13 protein-coding genes are annotated in these 15,424 nt (G+C 70.3%); 5 read left to right on the top strand and 8 right to left on the bottom strand.

Annotated elements, in window-relative coordinates:
- Positions 1-51 precede the first annotated feature (51 nt).
- Positions 52-540 (top strand): DUF3180 domain-containing protein, encoded by a 489-nt coding sequence (locus ACFY16_RS13245; protein WP_390647176.1) that lies wholly within the window; start codon positions 52-54, stop codon positions 538-540.
- A gap of 23 nt (positions 541-563) precedes the next feature.
- Here the strand turns inward: ACFY16_RS13245 and folE are convergent, their stop codons facing one another.
- The 6 genes from folE to dacB form a co-directional block, all read right to left on the bottom strand.
- Positions 564-1,169, bottom strand: coding sequence for a GTP cyclohydrolase I FolE (folE, locus tag ACFY16_RS13240; protein WP_390647175.1), 606 nt, complete (start codon positions 1,167-1,169; stop codon positions 564-566).
- Positions 1,170-1,313: 144 nt separating this feature from the next.
- Entirely contained in the window at positions 1,314-3,353 is a 2,040-nt protein-coding gene (gene ftsH, locus ACFY16_RS13235; RefSeq protein ID WP_390647262.1) for an ATP-dependent zinc metalloprotease FtsH, read from the bottom strand.
- Positions 3,354-3,536: 183 nt separating this feature from the next.
- Positions 3,537-4,097, bottom strand: a complete 561-nt coding sequence (hpt, locus tag ACFY16_RS13230; RefSeq protein ID WP_351139482.1) for a hypoxanthine phosphoribosyltransferase — start codon at positions 4,095-4,097, stop codon at positions 3,537-3,539.
- 76 nt (positions 4,098-4,173) lie between these two features.
- Positions 4,174-5,295, bottom strand: a complete 1,122-nt coding sequence (gene tilS, locus ACFY16_RS13225) for a tRNA lysidine(34) synthetase TilS (RefSeq protein WP_390647174.1) — start codon at positions 5,293-5,295, stop codon at positions 4,174-4,176.
- 193 nt (positions 5,296-5,488) lie between these two features.
- Positions 5,489-6,613 (bottom strand): zinc-dependent metalloprotease, encoded by a 1,125-nt coding sequence (locus ACFY16_RS13220; protein WP_390647173.1) that lies wholly within the window; start codon positions 6,611-6,613, stop codon positions 5,489-5,491.
- Between the two features lie 64 nt (positions 6,614-6,677).
- A complete protein-coding gene (dacB, locus tag ACFY16_RS13215; protein ID WP_390647172.1) occupies positions 6,678-8,192 on the bottom strand; it encodes a D-alanyl-D-alanine carboxypeptidase/D-alanyl-D-alanine-endopeptidase in 1,515 nt (504 codons plus the stop codon).
- A 160-nt stretch (positions 8,193-8,352) separates the two neighbouring features.
- Here dacB and ACFY16_RS13210 point away from each other — a divergent pair, with 160 nt between their 5' ends.
- A complete protein-coding gene (locus ACFY16_RS13210; protein WP_351138365.1) occupies positions 8,353-8,844 on the top strand; it encodes an inorganic diphosphatase in 492 nt (163 codons plus the stop codon).
- 105 nt (positions 8,845-8,949) lie between these two features.
- Positions 8,950-10,611 (top strand): threonine/serine exporter ThrE family protein, encoded by a 1,662-nt coding sequence (locus ACFY16_RS13205; protein WP_390647171.1) that lies wholly within the window; start codon positions 8,950-8,952, stop codon positions 10,609-10,611.
- 38 nt (positions 10,612-10,649) lie between these two features.
- On the opposite strand, the gene ACFY16_RS13200 is transcribed toward ACFY16_RS13205, so the two are convergent.
- Complete coding sequence (locus ACFY16_RS13200) at positions 10,650-11,603, bottom strand: DedA family protein (RefSeq protein WP_390647170.1); 954 nt, start codon at positions 11,601-11,603, stop codon at positions 10,650-10,652.
- A gap of 224 nt (positions 11,604-11,827) precedes the next feature.
- On the bottom strand, positions 11,828-12,589 hold the full coding sequence (locus ACFY16_RS13195; protein ID WP_390647169.1) for a MerR family transcriptional regulator: 762 nt from the start codon (positions 12,587-12,589) through the stop codon (positions 11,828-11,830).
- A 112-nt stretch (positions 12,590-12,701) separates the two neighbouring features.
- Here ACFY16_RS13195 and ACFY16_RS13190 point away from each other — a divergent pair, with 112 nt between their 5' ends.
- Both ACFY16_RS13190 and ACFY16_RS13185 read left to right on the top strand, forming a co-directional pair.
- Positions 12,702-13,985: an ion channel protein gene (locus tag ACFY16_RS13190; protein WP_390647168.1), complete on the top strand. Its 1,284-nt coding sequence runs from the start codon at positions 12,702-12,704 to the stop codon at positions 13,983-13,985.
- A gap of 21 nt (positions 13,986-14,006) precedes the next feature.
- Positions 14,007-15,413, top strand: coding sequence for a glutamate decarboxylase (locus ACFY16_RS13185; protein WP_390647167.1), 1,407 nt, complete (start codon positions 14,007-14,009; stop codon positions 15,411-15,413).
- Positions 15,414-15,424: the final 11 nt, after the last annotated feature.

Below are 15,424 nucleotides of genomic sequence, written 5' to 3'. Positions count from 1 at the left end.
CGTCCACGACCGCAGTCCGGGACCGCAGTCCGGGGGAGCTGAAGGGACACCGTGAGAGAGCTTCGCATCAGGGTGCTGGCAGGCGTGTTCGTCGTCGCCGGAGTGCTCTCGTGGGCGGGCGCCCGCCTGTGGAGCGCGGTGGGGACTCTCCCCAGCGTCCCCCTGGCCGCCCCCATCGTCCTCGCCGTGATCGCGGTGATCCTCCTCGCCACGGCCCTCTCGATCCGCGCCCGCCTCAAGGCCCAGCGCGAGCGCCGCCCCGACGCCAAGGGTGTCGACCCGCTCATGGCGGCCCGCGCGGTCGTCTTCGGCCAGGCCAGCGCCCTGGTGGCGGCCCTCGTCGCCGGCATGTACGGCGGCACCGGCGCCTTCCTCCTGGAGTCCCTCGACATCCCCGCCCGCCGCGACCAGGCCATCTACGCGGGCTTCTCGGTCCTGTCCGGCATCGCCGTGATAGCGGCGGCCATCTTCCTGGAGCGCGTGTGCAAGCTCCCGGAGGACGACGAGAACAACCACACCGGGGCAGCTCCGGCGGCGTGACGCCGACCCGGGGCTGAGCGACGTTATCGCGCCATGATCAGGCTCATTGCCTCGTTGCGGGTGGCGAGGTCACGCAGCTGACCGCGCACAGCCGACGTGATGGTCTTCGCCCCGGGCTTGCGGACGCCCCGCATCGACATGCACATGTGCTCGCACTCGACGACGACGATCACCCCGCGAGGCTCCAGGATCTCCATCAGCGAGTCGGCGATCTGCGTCGTGAGTCGTTCCTGCACCTGCGGCCGACGGGCATACACGTCCACGAGCCGAGCCAGCTTCGAGAGGCCGGTGATCTTGCCGTCGGTGGACGGAATGTAGCCCACATGGGCAACTCCGACGAACGGCACCAGATGGTGTTCACAGGAACTGAGGACTTCGATGTCCTTCACGAGCACCATCTCGTCGTGCCCCAGGTCGAACGTCGTCGTCAGCACGTCCTCGGGCTTCTGCCACAACCCCGCGAATATCTCCTTGTACGCCCGCGCCACCCGCCCCGGCGTCTCCCTGAGTCCCTCGCGGTCCGGGTCCTCGCCGACCGCGATCAGGAGTTCGCGTACGGCGTTCTCGGCGCGCTTCTCGTCGAACTCGCCGATGGAGCCCTCGCCGTCCAGCGTCACGGGGTCGGTCATCTGAAGCCTCGTTCCTGTGCCTGTCGTGCGTGCGGGCCACGCGTCAGCTGCGGCCACACGAAAATGCCACGTCCCCCAGGCTAAACCTGGGGGACGTGGCATCCATTTCCGGGCCCCGCGGGATACCGGGGTGGGCCGAGAGCGTCAGCTCTCCGGGCGGTCCTCCGTGACCGGTTCCGTCGCCGGGACGGAGTCCGCCGCCGTCGACTTCGCAGTGCTGATGGCCGGCGTCGCGCCGTTCGCGCCGTTCGTCAGTGCCAGCTCCTTGGGGGAGAGGACCGGCGGACGGGTGGACGGCGTACGGCGGGAGGAACCCGTCCAGGCGGGCCGCGGCGGCCGCTTGACGATCGGGGCGAAGATCTCGGCGATCTCCTCCTTGCCGAGGGTCTCCCGCTCCAGCAGCTGGAGCACCAGGTTGTCGAGGACGTCGCGGTTCTCGACCAGGATCTCCCAGGCCTCGTTGTGCGCGTTCTCGATGAGCTTCTTGACTTCCTCGTCCACCAGCGCGGCGACCTCTTCCGAGTAGTCGCGCTGGTGAGCCATCTCACGTCCGAGGAAGGGCTCGGTGTTGTCGCCGCCGAACTTGATCGCGCCGAGCCGCTCGGTCATGCCGTACTGCGTGACCATCGCGCGGGCGGTGGCCGTGGCCTTCTCGATGTCGTTCGCGGCGCCCGTGGTCGGGTCGTGGAAGACCAGTTCCTCGGCAGCGCGGCCGCCCAGCATGTACGCCAGCTGGTCGAGCATCTCGTTGCGCGTGGTCGAGTACTTGTCCTCGTCCGGGAGCACCATCGTGTAGCCGAGGGCACGGCCCCGGGACAGGATCGTGATCTTGTGGACCGGGTCGGAGTTCGGCGAGGCCGCCGCGACCAGGGCGTGGCCGCCCTCGTGGTACGCGGTGATCTTCTTCTCCTTGTCCGACATGATCCGGGTCCGCTTCTGCGGGCCCGCGACCACACGGTCGATCGCCTCGTCCAGCATCGAGTTGTCGATCAGCTTGCGGTCGCTGCGGGCGGTGAGCAGCGCGGCCTCGTTGAGGACGTTGCTCAGGTCCGCGCCGGTGAAGCCCGGCGTGCGCCGCGCGACGGCCGACAGGTCGACGTCCGGAGCGACCGGCTTGCCCTTCTGGTGGACCTTGAGGATCTCCAGACGGCCCTGCATGTCCGGACGGTCGACCGCGATCTGGCGGTCGAAGCGGCCGGGGCGCAGAAGGGCCGGGTCGAGGATGTCCGGGCGGTTCGTGGCCGCGATCAGGATGACGCCGCCCTTGACGTCGAAGCCGTCCATCTCGACGAGCAGCTGGTTCAGGGTCTGCTCGCGCTCGTCGTGACCACCGCCGAGGCCGGCACCACGGTGGCGGCCGACCGCGTCGATCTCGTCGACGAAGACGATCGCGGGGGCGTTCGCCTTGGCCTGCTCGAACAGGTCACGCACTCGGGAGGCACCGACACCGACGAACATCTCGACGAAGTCGGAACCGGAGATCGAGTAGAAGGGCACGCCCGCCTCGCCCGCGACAGCGCGCGCGAGCAGGGTCTTGCCGGTGCCGGGAGGGCCGTACAGGAGTACGCCCTTCGGGATCTTGGCGCCGACGGCCTGGAACTTCGCCGGCTCCTGGAGGAACTCCTTGATCTCCTGGAGCTCCTCGACTGCCTCGTCCGAGCCCGCGACGTCCGAGAACGTCGTCTTCGGGGTGTCCTTGGTGATGAGCTTCGCCTTGGACTTGCCGAAGTTCATGACCCGGGAGCCGCCGCCCTGCATCTGATTCATCAGGAACAGGAACACGACGACGATGAGGACGAAGGGGAGCAGGGAGAGCAGGATGCCGACGAACGCGTTCTGCTTGGTCGGCGAGACGGTGTAACCGTCGGGGATCTGCTTGTCCTGGTACTTGGTCTGCAGCGTGTTGGCGATGGTCACGCCCTGGTCGCCGATGTAGCTCGCTTGGATCTTCGAGCTGCCGTCGACCTTCACGCCGTCCTTGAGCGTGACCTTGATGGTCTGCTCGTCACCGGTGGTGAGCTTGGCCGACTCGACCTTGTTGTTGTTGATCGCTGCCACGACCTGGCCGGTGTCCACCGTCTTGTAGCCGCCGGACGAGCCGACGACCTGCATCAACACGACCACGGCAAGGACGGCCAGCACGATCCACATGACCGGCCCACGGAAGTATCGCTTCACGTCCATCCATACGGAGCGGTGCCGCCCCGTCCCTCCTGCCATAGTGAGTTTGATAAGACAGTTCTTCTGACGGTACCCCAGCATTGTGGACCGAAGCCGCACGGGACAACTGGCGATCCGTCTGCATGCTCCAACGGCGCGAGGCCCGCTGGGGTTCCCGATCGTCCTACTGGGCTTGGCCCGTCGGGCTCAGCCGCCGTAGACGTGAGGCGCGAGAGTACCGACGAACGGGAGGTTGCGGTACTTCTCGGCGTAGTCGAGGCCGTAGCCCACGACGAACTCGTTGGGGATGTCGAAACCGACCCACTCGACGTCGATGGCGACCTTGGCGGCCTCGGGCTTGCGCAGCAGCGTGCACACCTTGAGGGTGGCGGGCTCGCGGGAGCCGAGGTTGGAGATCAGCCAGGACAGGGTCAGGCCGGAGTCGATGATGTCCTCGACGATGAGGACGTGCTTGCCCTTGATGTCGGTGTCGAGGTCCTTGAGGATCCGCACGACGCCGGAGGACTGCGTGCCCGCGCCGTACGAGGACACGGCCATCCAGTCCATGGTGACGGGGGTGGACAGCGCCCGGGCGAGGTCGGCCATGACCATCACCGCGCCCTTGAGGACACCGACGATCAGCAGGTCCTTGCCCGCGTACTCCGCGTCGACCTTCGCGGCCAGCTCGGCCAGCTTCGCGTCGATCTCTTCCTTGGTGATGAGTACCTCTTTGAGGTCGGCACCCATGTCTTTCGCGTCCACCCGCATCACTTTCGGTCGGTCGTCCCACCAGCTGTCCGGCCCTCCCCGGAGGGGAGACCGGCCGTCTCCCCGAGGGGGAGATTCAGCCTTGCCGAATCACCAGTCTGCCACCCTGCCGCTGGGCGACGACTTTGCCCGGGAGGTTGATGGCTCCCTGACCGCGCCAACCAGTGATCAGCCGGTCGACTTCCTCGATGTGGCGGGCGAACAACGATCCGGCCGGAGCGCCCGCCTCGATGGCGGCGCTGCGCAGGATCCGGCGGCGCACGGCGGGCGGCAGCGCGTAGAGCTTGGCGCACTCCAGGAAGCCCTTCGCGTCGCGTACGGAGGCCTCGGCCTGGCTGGCCCAGGCGTCGAGGGCGTCGGCGTCGTCGCGGGAGAGCTGGGCCGTACGCGCGAGGGCCTCGACGACGCCCTTGCCGAGGGCCTTCTCCAGGGCGGGCAGGCCTTCGTGGCGGAGCCGGGAACGGGTGTAGGCCGGGTCGGTGTTGTGCGGGTCGTCCCACACGGGCAGCGACTGGACCATGCAGGCCTTGCGGGCGGTCTGCCGGTCGAGCTGGAGGAAGGGGCGGCGGTAGCGGCCGTCGGCCCCCGAGACCGCGGCCATTCCGGACAGCGAGCGGATGCCGGAGCCGCGGGCGAGGCCCAGCAGGACGGTCTCGGCCTGGTCGTCGCGGGTGTGGCCGAGCAGGACCGCGGCGGCGCCGTGGCGGGCGGCGGCGTCGTCGAGGGCGGCGTAGCGGGCGTCGCGGGCGGCGGCTTCGGGCCCGCCTTCGCGGCCGACGGTCACGGCGACGGACTCGACCGGGTCCAGGCCGAGTTCGCGCAGGCGCAGGGCGACTTCGGCGGCGCGCAGGTCGGAACCGGGCTGCAGGCCGTGGTCGACGGTGACGCCGCCGGCGCGGATGCCGAGCTTGGGGGCTTCGAAGGCGAGGGCGGAGGCGAGCGCCATGGAGTCGGCGCCACCGGAGCACGCCACGAGCACGACCGGCGGCGCCGGGCGCTCGTGCGGCGCGTGGTCGGTGCTCTGGGCCGGGACCTGGTCGGAGAACCGGGCGGAGGCCTGGCCGACGGAGCTGGTGATGCCGATCGTGCTGGTGGTGCCGATGGTGCCCGTGCTGATGCTGTTGTGTTCGAGGAGGATGTCGTGGAGGACGCGGCGGACCGCCAGGCGTATCGCCGCGACCGCAGGATGGGGACCCATGTCCGGTTCCCTTCATGAAGTTTTCGGGGGGTGAGCCCGAGGTTCGGTCACTCTGAGTGTGTCGATGGTGACAGAACCGGGGCGTTACCCGAGCATTGCACGCCTACCCATGCCCCACGGTCCCTCGGACGGGTGATTGGAGGGGCGTTCGCCTGCCGTCGGCCGGATTCGTTTCACGACTCTTCCCCACGGTTCACGACTCGGTCTTGCGGTGCACCCGCGTGACCCAGTCCGCCGGTTTGGCGATCTCCGCCTTGGTCGGGAGGGTGTTCGGGGAAGTCCACACACGGTTGAACCCGTCCATGCCGACCTGGTCCACCACGGACCGCACGAAGCGTTCGCCGTCCCGGTACTGCCTGAGTTTGGCGTCCAGGCCCAGCAGCTTGCGCAGGGCGGTGTCCAGTCGTGAGGCGCCCTTGGCGCGGCGCTGCTGGAACTTCTCGCGGATCTCCGCGACGCTCGGGACGACGGCGGGGCCGACCCCGTCCATCACGAAGTCGGCGTGTCCTTCCAGCAGGGACATCACGGCGGTGAGGCGGGCGAGGATCTCCCGCTGGGCCGGGGTCTGCACCAGTTCCACGAGGGAGCGTCCGCCGTCGTCCTCCTCGCCCTCGGGGCGGCCGCCGGCCAGCGACTGGGCGGCCTCCCGGATGCGTTCCAGGAAGGTCATCGGGTCGACGTCCGTCTCCCCCAGGAACGACTGGATTTCGCCCTCGAGATGGTCGCGCAGCCAGGGCACCGCGGTGAACTGGGTGCGGTGCGTCTCCTCGTGCAGGCACACCCAGAGACGGAAGTCGTGTGGCCGCACGTCGAGTTCGCGCTCCACGTGCACGATGTTCGGCGCGACGAGCAGCAGGCGGCCGCCGCCGTTCTGGCCCGCCGGGAGTTCACGGGTGGCCGGGGCGAAGGTCTCGTACTGACCGAGGACGCGCGAGGACAGGAACGACAGCAGCATCCCGAGTTCGACGCCCGTCACCTTGCCGCCGACGGCGCCGAGGACCGCGCCGCCGGGGGTGTTTCCGCGCCGCTCCTGCATCTTGTCGAGCAGCGGCTTGAGGATCTCCCGGAACCCGGCGACGTTCGCCCGGACCCAGCCGGGGCGGTCCACGACGAGTACGGGCGTGTCATGGAGGTGATCCGTGCCCATACGAGTGAAGCCCCGGACGTGATCCTCCGAGGCCTTGGCATGCCGGCGCAGTTCCGCGACGACGGCCCTCGCCTCGTCGCGGCTCACCTCGGGGCCCGGCCGTACGAGCCGGGTCGCGGTCGCCACCGCGAGATTCCAGTCGACCATCTCGGCACCACCGATGCTCGTCATGCGTCAACGGTACGTGAGCGTTCCCACTTGGGGCAGGCCACGGAGCCGCGCCCGCACGCCGGACTCAGCCGCACCCGCACTGCGCCAGCGCCGTCGCCGTCCGGTCCAGTGCCGACTGGGCCGCCCACGCGTCCGTCGTGTCCGACGCCAGGAAGGCGAAGGCGAACAGGCGGCCGTCCCGGTCGACGACCGTGCCGGCGAGTGTGTTGACGCCAGTGAGGGTGCCCGTCTTGGCGCGTACGACGCCGGCCGCGCCGTCCGTGTAGCGGTCGGCCAGGGTGCCCGTGAAGCCGGCGACGGGGAGGCCGGTCAGGACCGGGCGCAGTTCGGGGTGGGCGGGGTCGGCGGCCTCGACCAGCAGGGCGGTCAGCAGGTCCGCTGTCAGTCTGTCGGCGCGGTTCAGGCCGCTGCCGTCCTTGAAGTCGGCTCCGCTCAGCGGCAGTGCGAGCTTCTTCAGCTGGGCGCGGATCGCCTTGCCGCCGCCGGTGAAGTCGGCGCGCTCGCCGGTCGCGACGGCGGTCTGGCGGGCGAGGGCCTCGGCGATGTCGTTGTCGCTGTTGGTCAGCATCCGCTCGACCAGGGCGGACAACGGGGGCGAGGAGACGGCGGCCAGGGGCTCGGCGCGGCTGGTCGCCTTGGCGGGGCCGGGGGAGGTCGCCCTGATGCCGTCGGACTTCAGGAACTCGCCGAACCGGCGGGCCGCGTCGGCCGCCGGGTCGCTCACGCGGGTCGCCGGGCCGCTCGTCGAGGCGTCGGTGCGGCCCTCGTCGGCCATGAGGGCGCTGACGGGGGCGAGGTTGTCGTTGGCGCCGATCGGGTGCATCGCGGAGCCGGCGTACAGAGCGGTGTCGTACGCGAGCGTCACCTCGCTCACGCCGCGCTTCTTCAGGGTGGCGGCCGTGTCGGCGGCGAGGGTGCGCAGGCTCGCCCAGCCTGCCGCGTCCTTACGGGCCGTCAGGGTCGGGTCGCCGCCGCCGACCAGGAGGAGTTTCCCGGTGTCGGGCTCGAGGGCGGTGCGGGTGGTGAAACGGTGGTCGGCGCCCATCGCGGAGAGCGCGGCGACGGCGGTGGCGAGCTTCGTCGTGGAGGCGGGGGTCAGCGCGTCGTCGGCCCCGGCGCCGTACAGGCGCTTGCCGGTGCTCACGTCGACCACGACGGCCGTGTGACGGGCGCCGAGCGCCTCGTCCCCCAGGAGGGGGTCCAGGATGTCGGCGAGGGACGTCCCGTCCGGCGCCGACTTCACCGTGTTCGCGGCGCCGCCGAGGCCGGTCAGCACGGCCGCGGCGCTGGGCGCGGGCTGCGGCGCCCGGGCCTTCGTGTCGGACGTACCGGATTTACGACCGTGATCTGCGCCACCCGTGTTCTCCTGGGCGGCGGCCCAGTCCCGCTCCGCCGTACGCTGACCGGAGGAGTCCCAGGGGCCGGCGGCGGTCACCACACCGGCGGCCAGGGCCAGCCCGGCGGTGGCGGCGCCCGCGGTGTACTGCCAGGTCTTCGGCTTGCGCACCCGTGCGACCTGCGGTTTCGCGGCCTGTGCCAGCCGCGCGACCCGCGGCTTCACGGCCGTCGCGGCTCGCATGAGACGCGGTCGTACGGCGCCCGCGATCCGCACCACATGCGGTCTCGCGGCTTGCCAAGGCCTCAGCTCGGGCACGACCACCAGCCCCTTTCGCGATCACACACCTGCGTGAGGGACACTTAATCACCAGAACTATGTGCTGATCATGGAGGAGCCACCGGTGGAGTTCGACGTCACGATCGAGATTCCGAAGGGTTCACGGAACAAGTACGAGGTGGACCACGAGACCGGTCGGATCCGGCTGGACCGTCGGCTCTTCACCTCGACCAGTTACCCGGCCGACTACGGCTTCGTCGAGAACACCCTCGGCGAGGACGGCGACCCGCTGGACGCGCTGGTCATCCTGGACGAGCCGACCTTCCCGGGCTGCCTCATCCAGTGCCGCACGATCGGCATGTTCCGCATGACGGACGAGGCCGGCGGCGACGACAAGCTGCTGTGCGTCCCGGCGCACGACCCGCGTGTGGAGCACCTGCGCGACATCCACCACGTGTCGGAGTTCGACCGCCTGGAGATCCAGCACTTCTTCGAGGTCTACAAGGACCTGGAGCCCGGCAAGTCCGTCGAGGGCGCCAACTGGGTGGGCCGCGCGGACGCCGAGGCCGAGATCGAGAAGTCGTACAAGCGCTTCAAGGAGCAGGGCGGTCACTGAGCCCCCTGCCGCTCGACGGGCCGCACGCGTGCGCGTGCGGCCCGTCGGCATGTCTGTGCGCATACTGAGGTCTGAGAAAGGCGTCGTTCAGGGAGCGTTGCGTCAGTGACGGAGGCGGAGGACCGCAAACCGCAGTCGGACGAGGCGAGGAGCACGCCCGAGTCCGAGATAACGTCCGAGTTCGCGATCCCGAAGGGGCTGGCCGTCCCGAAGGGCGGCACCGAGCCGGAGACCACGTCCGAGTTCGCCGTCCCCGACGGCCTCGACGTGCCACAGCCGGCCGCCGGGGAGTCGGAGGGCTCGGCGTTCAGTACGCCGCGGACGTACAGCGCCCGTAACGCGCCGCCCGCCTTCACTCCGCCCGCCGGCATCCCGCAGGTCAGCCTGACCAAGGACAGCCCCTGGCAGGACCGGATGCGCACGATGCTGCGCATGCCGGTGGCCGAGCGGCCCGCGCTGGAGGTGGCGCAGAAGGCCGAGGAGGTGGCTCCCGCCGTCCCGCGCGTGCTCGACCTGACCCTGCGTATCGGGGAGCTGCTGCTGGCGGGCGGCGAGGGCGCCGAGGACGTGGAGGCGGCGATGTTCGCGGTCTGCCGTTCCTACGGCCTCGACCGCTGCGAGCCGAACGTCACCTTCACCCTGTTGTCGATCTCGTACCAGCCGTCGCTGGTCGAGGACCCGGTGACGGCGTCACGGACCGTGCGCCGCCGGGGCACCGACTACACGCGCCTGGCGGCCGTGTTCCAGCTCGTCGACGACCTCAGCGACCCAGAGGCGCACATCTCCCTGGAGGAGGCCTATCGGCGGCTCGCGGAGATCCGCCGCAACCGGCACCCGTATCCCACCTGGGTGCTGACCTCGGCCAGCGGGCTGCTGGCGGGCGCGGCCTCCGTGCTCGTCGGCGGTGACCTGCTCGTCTTCGTGGCCGCCGCGATCGGCGCGATGCTCGGCGACCGGCTGGCGTGGCTGTGCGCGGGTCGCGGGCTGCCGGAGTTCTATCAGTTCACGGTGGCCGCGATGCCTCCGGCCGCGATGGGGATCGCGCTGACACTGACGCACGTCGACGTGAAGGCGTCCGCGGTGATCACGGGTGGACTGTTCGCGCTGCTGCCCGGGCGGGCGCTGGTCGCCGGCGTCCAGGACGGCCTGACCGGCTTCTACATCACCGCGGCCGCGCGCCTGCTGGAGGTCATGTACTTCTTCGTGGGCATCGTCGTCGGCGTGCTGGTGATGCTCTACGTCGGCGTGCAGCTGGGCGCCCACCTCAACCCCGACGCGGCTCTGGGCATCACCGAACGGCCGCTGTTGCAGATCGGCGCGTCGATGCTGCTGTCGCTGACCTTCGCGGTGCTGCTCCAGCAGGAACGGTCCACCGTGCTGGCCGTGACCTTGAACGGCGGCGTCGCGTGGTCGGTGTACGGCGCGATGCACTACACGGGCGGGCTCTCACCGGTTGCCTCCACGGCGGTGGCGGCGGGACTGGTGGGGTTGTTCGGGCAGATGCTGTCCCGCTACCGGTTCGCCTCGGCGCTGCCGTACACGACAGCGGCGATCGGTCCGCTGCTGCCGGGTTCCTCGACGTACTTCGGGCTGTTGTCGATCGCGCAGAACCAGGTCGACGAGGGGCTCGTGTCGTTGTCGAAGGCCGCGGCGTTGGCGATGGCCATCGCCATCGGGGTCAATCTGGGGTCGGAGATTTCGCGGATGTTCCTGCGGATCGGCTCCGCCGGGAAGCGGCGGGCCGCGAAGCGGACGCGAGGGTTCTGAGCGCCGGGTGCCTGCGCGCGCCCCTGTCGGGGCGCCGCTCAGCCCTGGTTGTACGGGTACTGCCCGCCCTGCTGGTAGTCCTGCTGTGAGCCGTACGGCTGCTGGCCGTACCCCTGGGGGTACTGCTGGGCATACGGCTGCTGGGGCTGGGCGTACGGCTGCTGGGGCTGGCCGTAGTCCTGCCCGTAGTACTGGTCGTAACCCTGGTCGTAGCCCTGGTCCGTGCCGTACGGCTGCTGCCGGCCCTGGTCGTAGCCCTGGTCCCGGGGCTGCTCGGTCGGCGGGATGCGGCGCAGCTGGGTCGTCGCGTCGTCCATGGCGGGAGGCTGCTGCTGGAAGGGCTGCTGCTGGGCCGGGGCGGTGGCCGGGGCGTTGCGCTGTTCCTTGCGGGCCTTCAGCACCTCGATGATCACCGGGATGACGGAGATGAGGACGATCAGGACGAGGATGGCCTCGACGTTGTTCTTGATGAGGTCGATCTGGCCGAGGAAGTAGCCCGCGACCGTCACGCCCGTGCCCCACATGACACCGCCGATCACGTTGTACGTGATGAACGTGCGGTACTTCATACGGCCGGCGCCCGCGATGATCGGGGCGAAGGTGCGCACGATCGGCACGAAACGGGCGAGCACGATGGCCTTGGGGCCGTAGTTCTCCACGAACTCGTGGGCCTTCTCCAGGTTCTCCTGCTTGAAGAGCTTGGAGTTGGGGCGGCTGAAGAGCTTCGGCCCGAAGAACTTGCCGATCAGGAAGCCGACTTGGTCACCGAGGACCGCGGCGGCCACGATCAGCGTGCACACCAGCCACAGGGGCTGATTGATCCACTTGCCGTCGGCGACCAGCAGACCCGCCGTGAACAGCAGCGAATCGCCGGGCAGGAAGGCGAAGAGGCCCGACTCGGCGAAGACGATGACCAGGATGCCGATCAGCCCGAAGGTCGAGATCAGATAGTCCGGGGTGAGCCACTCGGGGCCGAGGGCGAGGGTAATCACGGGTTCCGGGCTCCTGAGGACGAGGGAGGGCGGTCGGTGCGGCGGCGGGACCGCCCAAACGTATCAACGCGACGCCACAGGACCAGGTTCCCAGGGCTCCTCCCAGGATGCCCTGTGCTCCCCCTGGCACAAAGCTGTGAACACGGGCAACGCTGACCGCGGTGGTCCTGGCCCGGCAGTGGAGCCGGGCCAGGACACTGTCACAACGCCTGCCAGGACGCCCGTCAGGCCGCCTGCCGGGCCGCGTTCGCGGTGATCGCGGCCCTGAGGTGCTCGGCGAGGCCGGGGTGCATGGACTCGTAGAACTCGCGGAAGCGCTCGTCGGAGACGTACATCTCCGCCAGGCCCAGGTGCGTCTTCACGTGGCATTCGAAGAACCACTTCGTGATGTGCCGCCGGTGCGCCTCGGCGAGGTCCATCGCCCGCTCGGAGGAGGGCCGCTCGCCTTCGTCCATGAGGGCCGCGTAGGCCTCGCCCCAGGAGGCGACCTCGGCCTGGATCTGCTTCCAGTCGTCCTTGGTGTAGCGGGCGGCACGGCGCTGCGACTCCTCGTAGCTGTACGTGCCGCCCCAGCGCCGGGCCGACTCCTCGGCGTACTCTTCGGGGTCCTTCTCGCCGAAGACCTCGAACTTCTCCTCGGGCGTGAGGTTGATGCCCATCTTGCGTGCCTCCATGGCGTGCTCCACGGCCGCGGCCATCTTCTGCAGCTTCTCGATCCGGGCGGTCAGCAGTTCGTGCCGGCGGCGCAGGTGTGCGCGCGGGTCCGCGGTCGGATCGTCGAGCAGGGCGGCGACCTCCTCGAGCGGAAAGCCGAGTTCTCGGTAGAACAGGATCTGCTGCAGCCGGTCGAGGTCGGCGTCGCTGTAGCGCCGGTGGCCCGCGTGGCTGCGCTCGCCGGGGACGAGCAGGCCGATGTCGTCGTAGTGGTGCAGGGCGCGCACCGTCAGTCCGGCGAAGCCGGCGACCTGTCCGACGGAGTAGCTCACTTCCGCTCCCTTCTCGGTCGCACTCCACGCTGAACCCTCACGTTGCGTGAGGTGCAAGCCCGATCCCCCCACCCAGGATGTTGTGTCCGTTTCGTCCGCTTATGGTGAGCCCGTGGCTCAGGACACCGCGCGGCAGGAACCCACCACCCCGGCGGCCCCCGCACGCGCGCTGCTGCCGTTGATCCTGCCCGCTCTCGTCGTGGGTGTGGTGGCGAGTCTGGTCTTCGTCGGGGTGAGCGTGGTGGCGGAGAAGCTCCAGCACGTGCTGTGGAACGACCTGCCGGACGCGCTGGGGATCGGTCGCTACTCCGTGCTGTGGATGTTCGTCATGCTCATCGCGACGGGCATCGCGGTCGGGCTGGTGGTGTGGAAGGTGCCCGGGCACGCCGGGCCCGACCCCGCCACCATGGGGCTGAGCGCACCCGTGCTGCCGCCCGTGGTGCTGCCGGGCCTGCTGCTGGCGACCGCGCTGATGCTGGCCGGCGGGCCGAGCCTCGGACCGGAGAACCCGATCATCGCCGTGAACGTCGGCCTGGCGGTCTGGCTGGGCCGCAGGGCCCTCCCCCGGCGGCCCGGAGAGCTGTGGGGGCTGCTGGCGGAGGCGGCGACGATCGGTGCGCTGTTCGGTACGCCGGTGGCGGCGGCGCTGGTCATCTCCGAGGCGCTGGCCGGGCGCCCGGCGCAGGGGCTGCTGTGGGACAACCTGTTCGCGCCGCTGCTCGCGGCCGCGGCCGGCGCCATCACGACCACCGTCATGGCCCGTCCGACCTTCGACCTCCATCTGCCCCCGCTCGGCCGGCCGGGCTGGGGCGACGTGCTGGCGGCGCTCGTGGTCGCCTCCGTGGCCGCGCTGCTCGGCATGTGCGCCGTCTACGGCTTCCCGTACGTCCACGGCGCCTTCCGGCGGCTGCGGCACCCGATGCTGATGCTCCCGGCCGGCGGAGTCGTCCTGGGGGCGCTGGGGGCGCTGGGCGGTCATCTGACGCTGTTCAAGGGGCTCGACGAGCTCGGGGAGCTGGCGAGCGATCCCGAGGGCTGGACGGCGGGGCAGTTCGCCACGATGACGGTGGTGAAGCTGGCCGCGCTGCTCGTCGCCGCGTCCTGCGGCTTCCGGGGCGGGCGCATCTTCCCGGCCGTCTTCGTAGGCACCGCCCTCGGCCTGTGCGCCCACGCCCTCGTGCCCGCGGTGTCGCCGGCGCTCGGGGTGGCGTCGGGCGTGCTGGGCATGCTCCTGGCCATCACCCGGCAGGGCTGGGTGAGCCTGTTCACCGCCGCGGTACTCGTCGCCTCGCCGGTGATCCTCGCCCTCCTCTCCATCGCCTCGCTGTCGGCCTGGCTGCTGGTGACCGGGCGGCCGCAGATGCAGCTGCACCACGACGGAACCCCTGTCCGCTGATCCCATCCGAGGAGAATCCCGATGGCCCTCCACAAAGGTCCCGAGAAGCACGAGGAACGCACCGTCTCCGTGAACCCCTTCTTCGGGGAGGCGAATCCGGTCGTCGACATGACCGAGAACCCGCCCCGGCACCGGCTCCCGGACGCGCCCCTGCCTCCGACGACGGCGTACCAGGTCGTGCACGACGAGCTGATGCTGGACGGCAACTCCCGGCTGAACCTCGCCACGTTCGTCACCACGTGGATGGAGCCGCAGGCCGGGATGCTGATGGGCGAGTGCCGGGACAAGAACATGATCGACAAGGACGAGTACCCGCGCACCGCCGAGCTGGAGCGGCGCTGCGTGGCGATGCTCGCCGACCTGTGGCACGCGCCCGACCCGTCGACGGCCGTCGGCTGTTCGACGACGGGGTCGAGCGAGGCGTGCATGCTCGCCGGAATGGCGCTCAAGCGGCGCTGGGCGCAGCGGAACCCGGACCGGTATCCGGGGGCCCGCCCGAACCTCGTCATGGGCGTCAACATCCAGGTCTGCTGGGAAAAGTTCTGCAACTTCTGGGAGGTGGAGGCCCGGCTGGTCCCCATGGAGGGCGACCGGTACCACCTCGATCCGCAGGCCGCGGCCGAGCTGTGCGACGAGAACACCATCGGGGTCGTCGGCATCCTCGGCTCCACCTTCGACGGCTCCTACGAGCCGATCGCGGACCTCTGCGCCGCCCTCGACGCCCTCCAGGAGCGCACCGGGCTCGACATCCCGGTGCACGTCGACGGCGCGTCCGGCGCGATGATCGCGCCCTTCCTCGACGAGGACCTGGTGTGGGACTTCCGCCTGCCGCGCGTGGCCTCGATCAACACCTCGGGGCACAAGTACGGGCTGGTCTACCCGGGGGTCGGCTGGGCGCTGTGGCGCGACAAGGAGTCCCTCCCCGAGGAACTCGTCTTCCGCGTCAACTACCTGGGCGGCGACATGCCGACCTTCGCCCTCAACTTCTCCCGGCCCGGCGCCCAGGTCGTCGCGCAGTACTACACGTTCCTGCGGCTGGGCCGCGACGGCTACCGGGCCGTGCAGCAGACCACCCGGGACGTGGCCACGGGCCTGTCCGCGCGCGTGGCGGAGCTCGGCGACTTCCGGCTCCTCACCCGGGGCGACGAGCTGCCGGTCTTCGCCTTCACGACCGCCGACGACGTGACGTCGTACGACGTGTTCGACGTCTCCCGGCGGCTGCGCGAGCACGGCTGGCTGGTGCCCGCGTACACCTTCCCGCCGAACCGTGAGGACCTCGCGGTCCTCCGCGTCGTCTGCCGCAACGGCTTCTCGGTCGACCTGGCCGACCTGTTCCTGGAGGACCTGAGCAGGCTGCTGCCGGAGCTGCGCCGGCAGCCGCATCCGCTGACGCGGGACAAGGAGGCGGCGACCGGGTTCCACCACTAGGACCCGACCGG

It is taken from the genome of Streptomyces sp. NPDC001315, assembly GCF_042896175.1.
In the GTDB taxonomy this organism is placed as follows: Bacteria; Actinomycetota; Actinomycetes; order Streptomycetales; family Streptomycetaceae; genus Streptomyces.
Note: the sequence above shows the minus strand (reverse complement) of the source record. Positions and strands in the feature narration are given on the sequence as shown.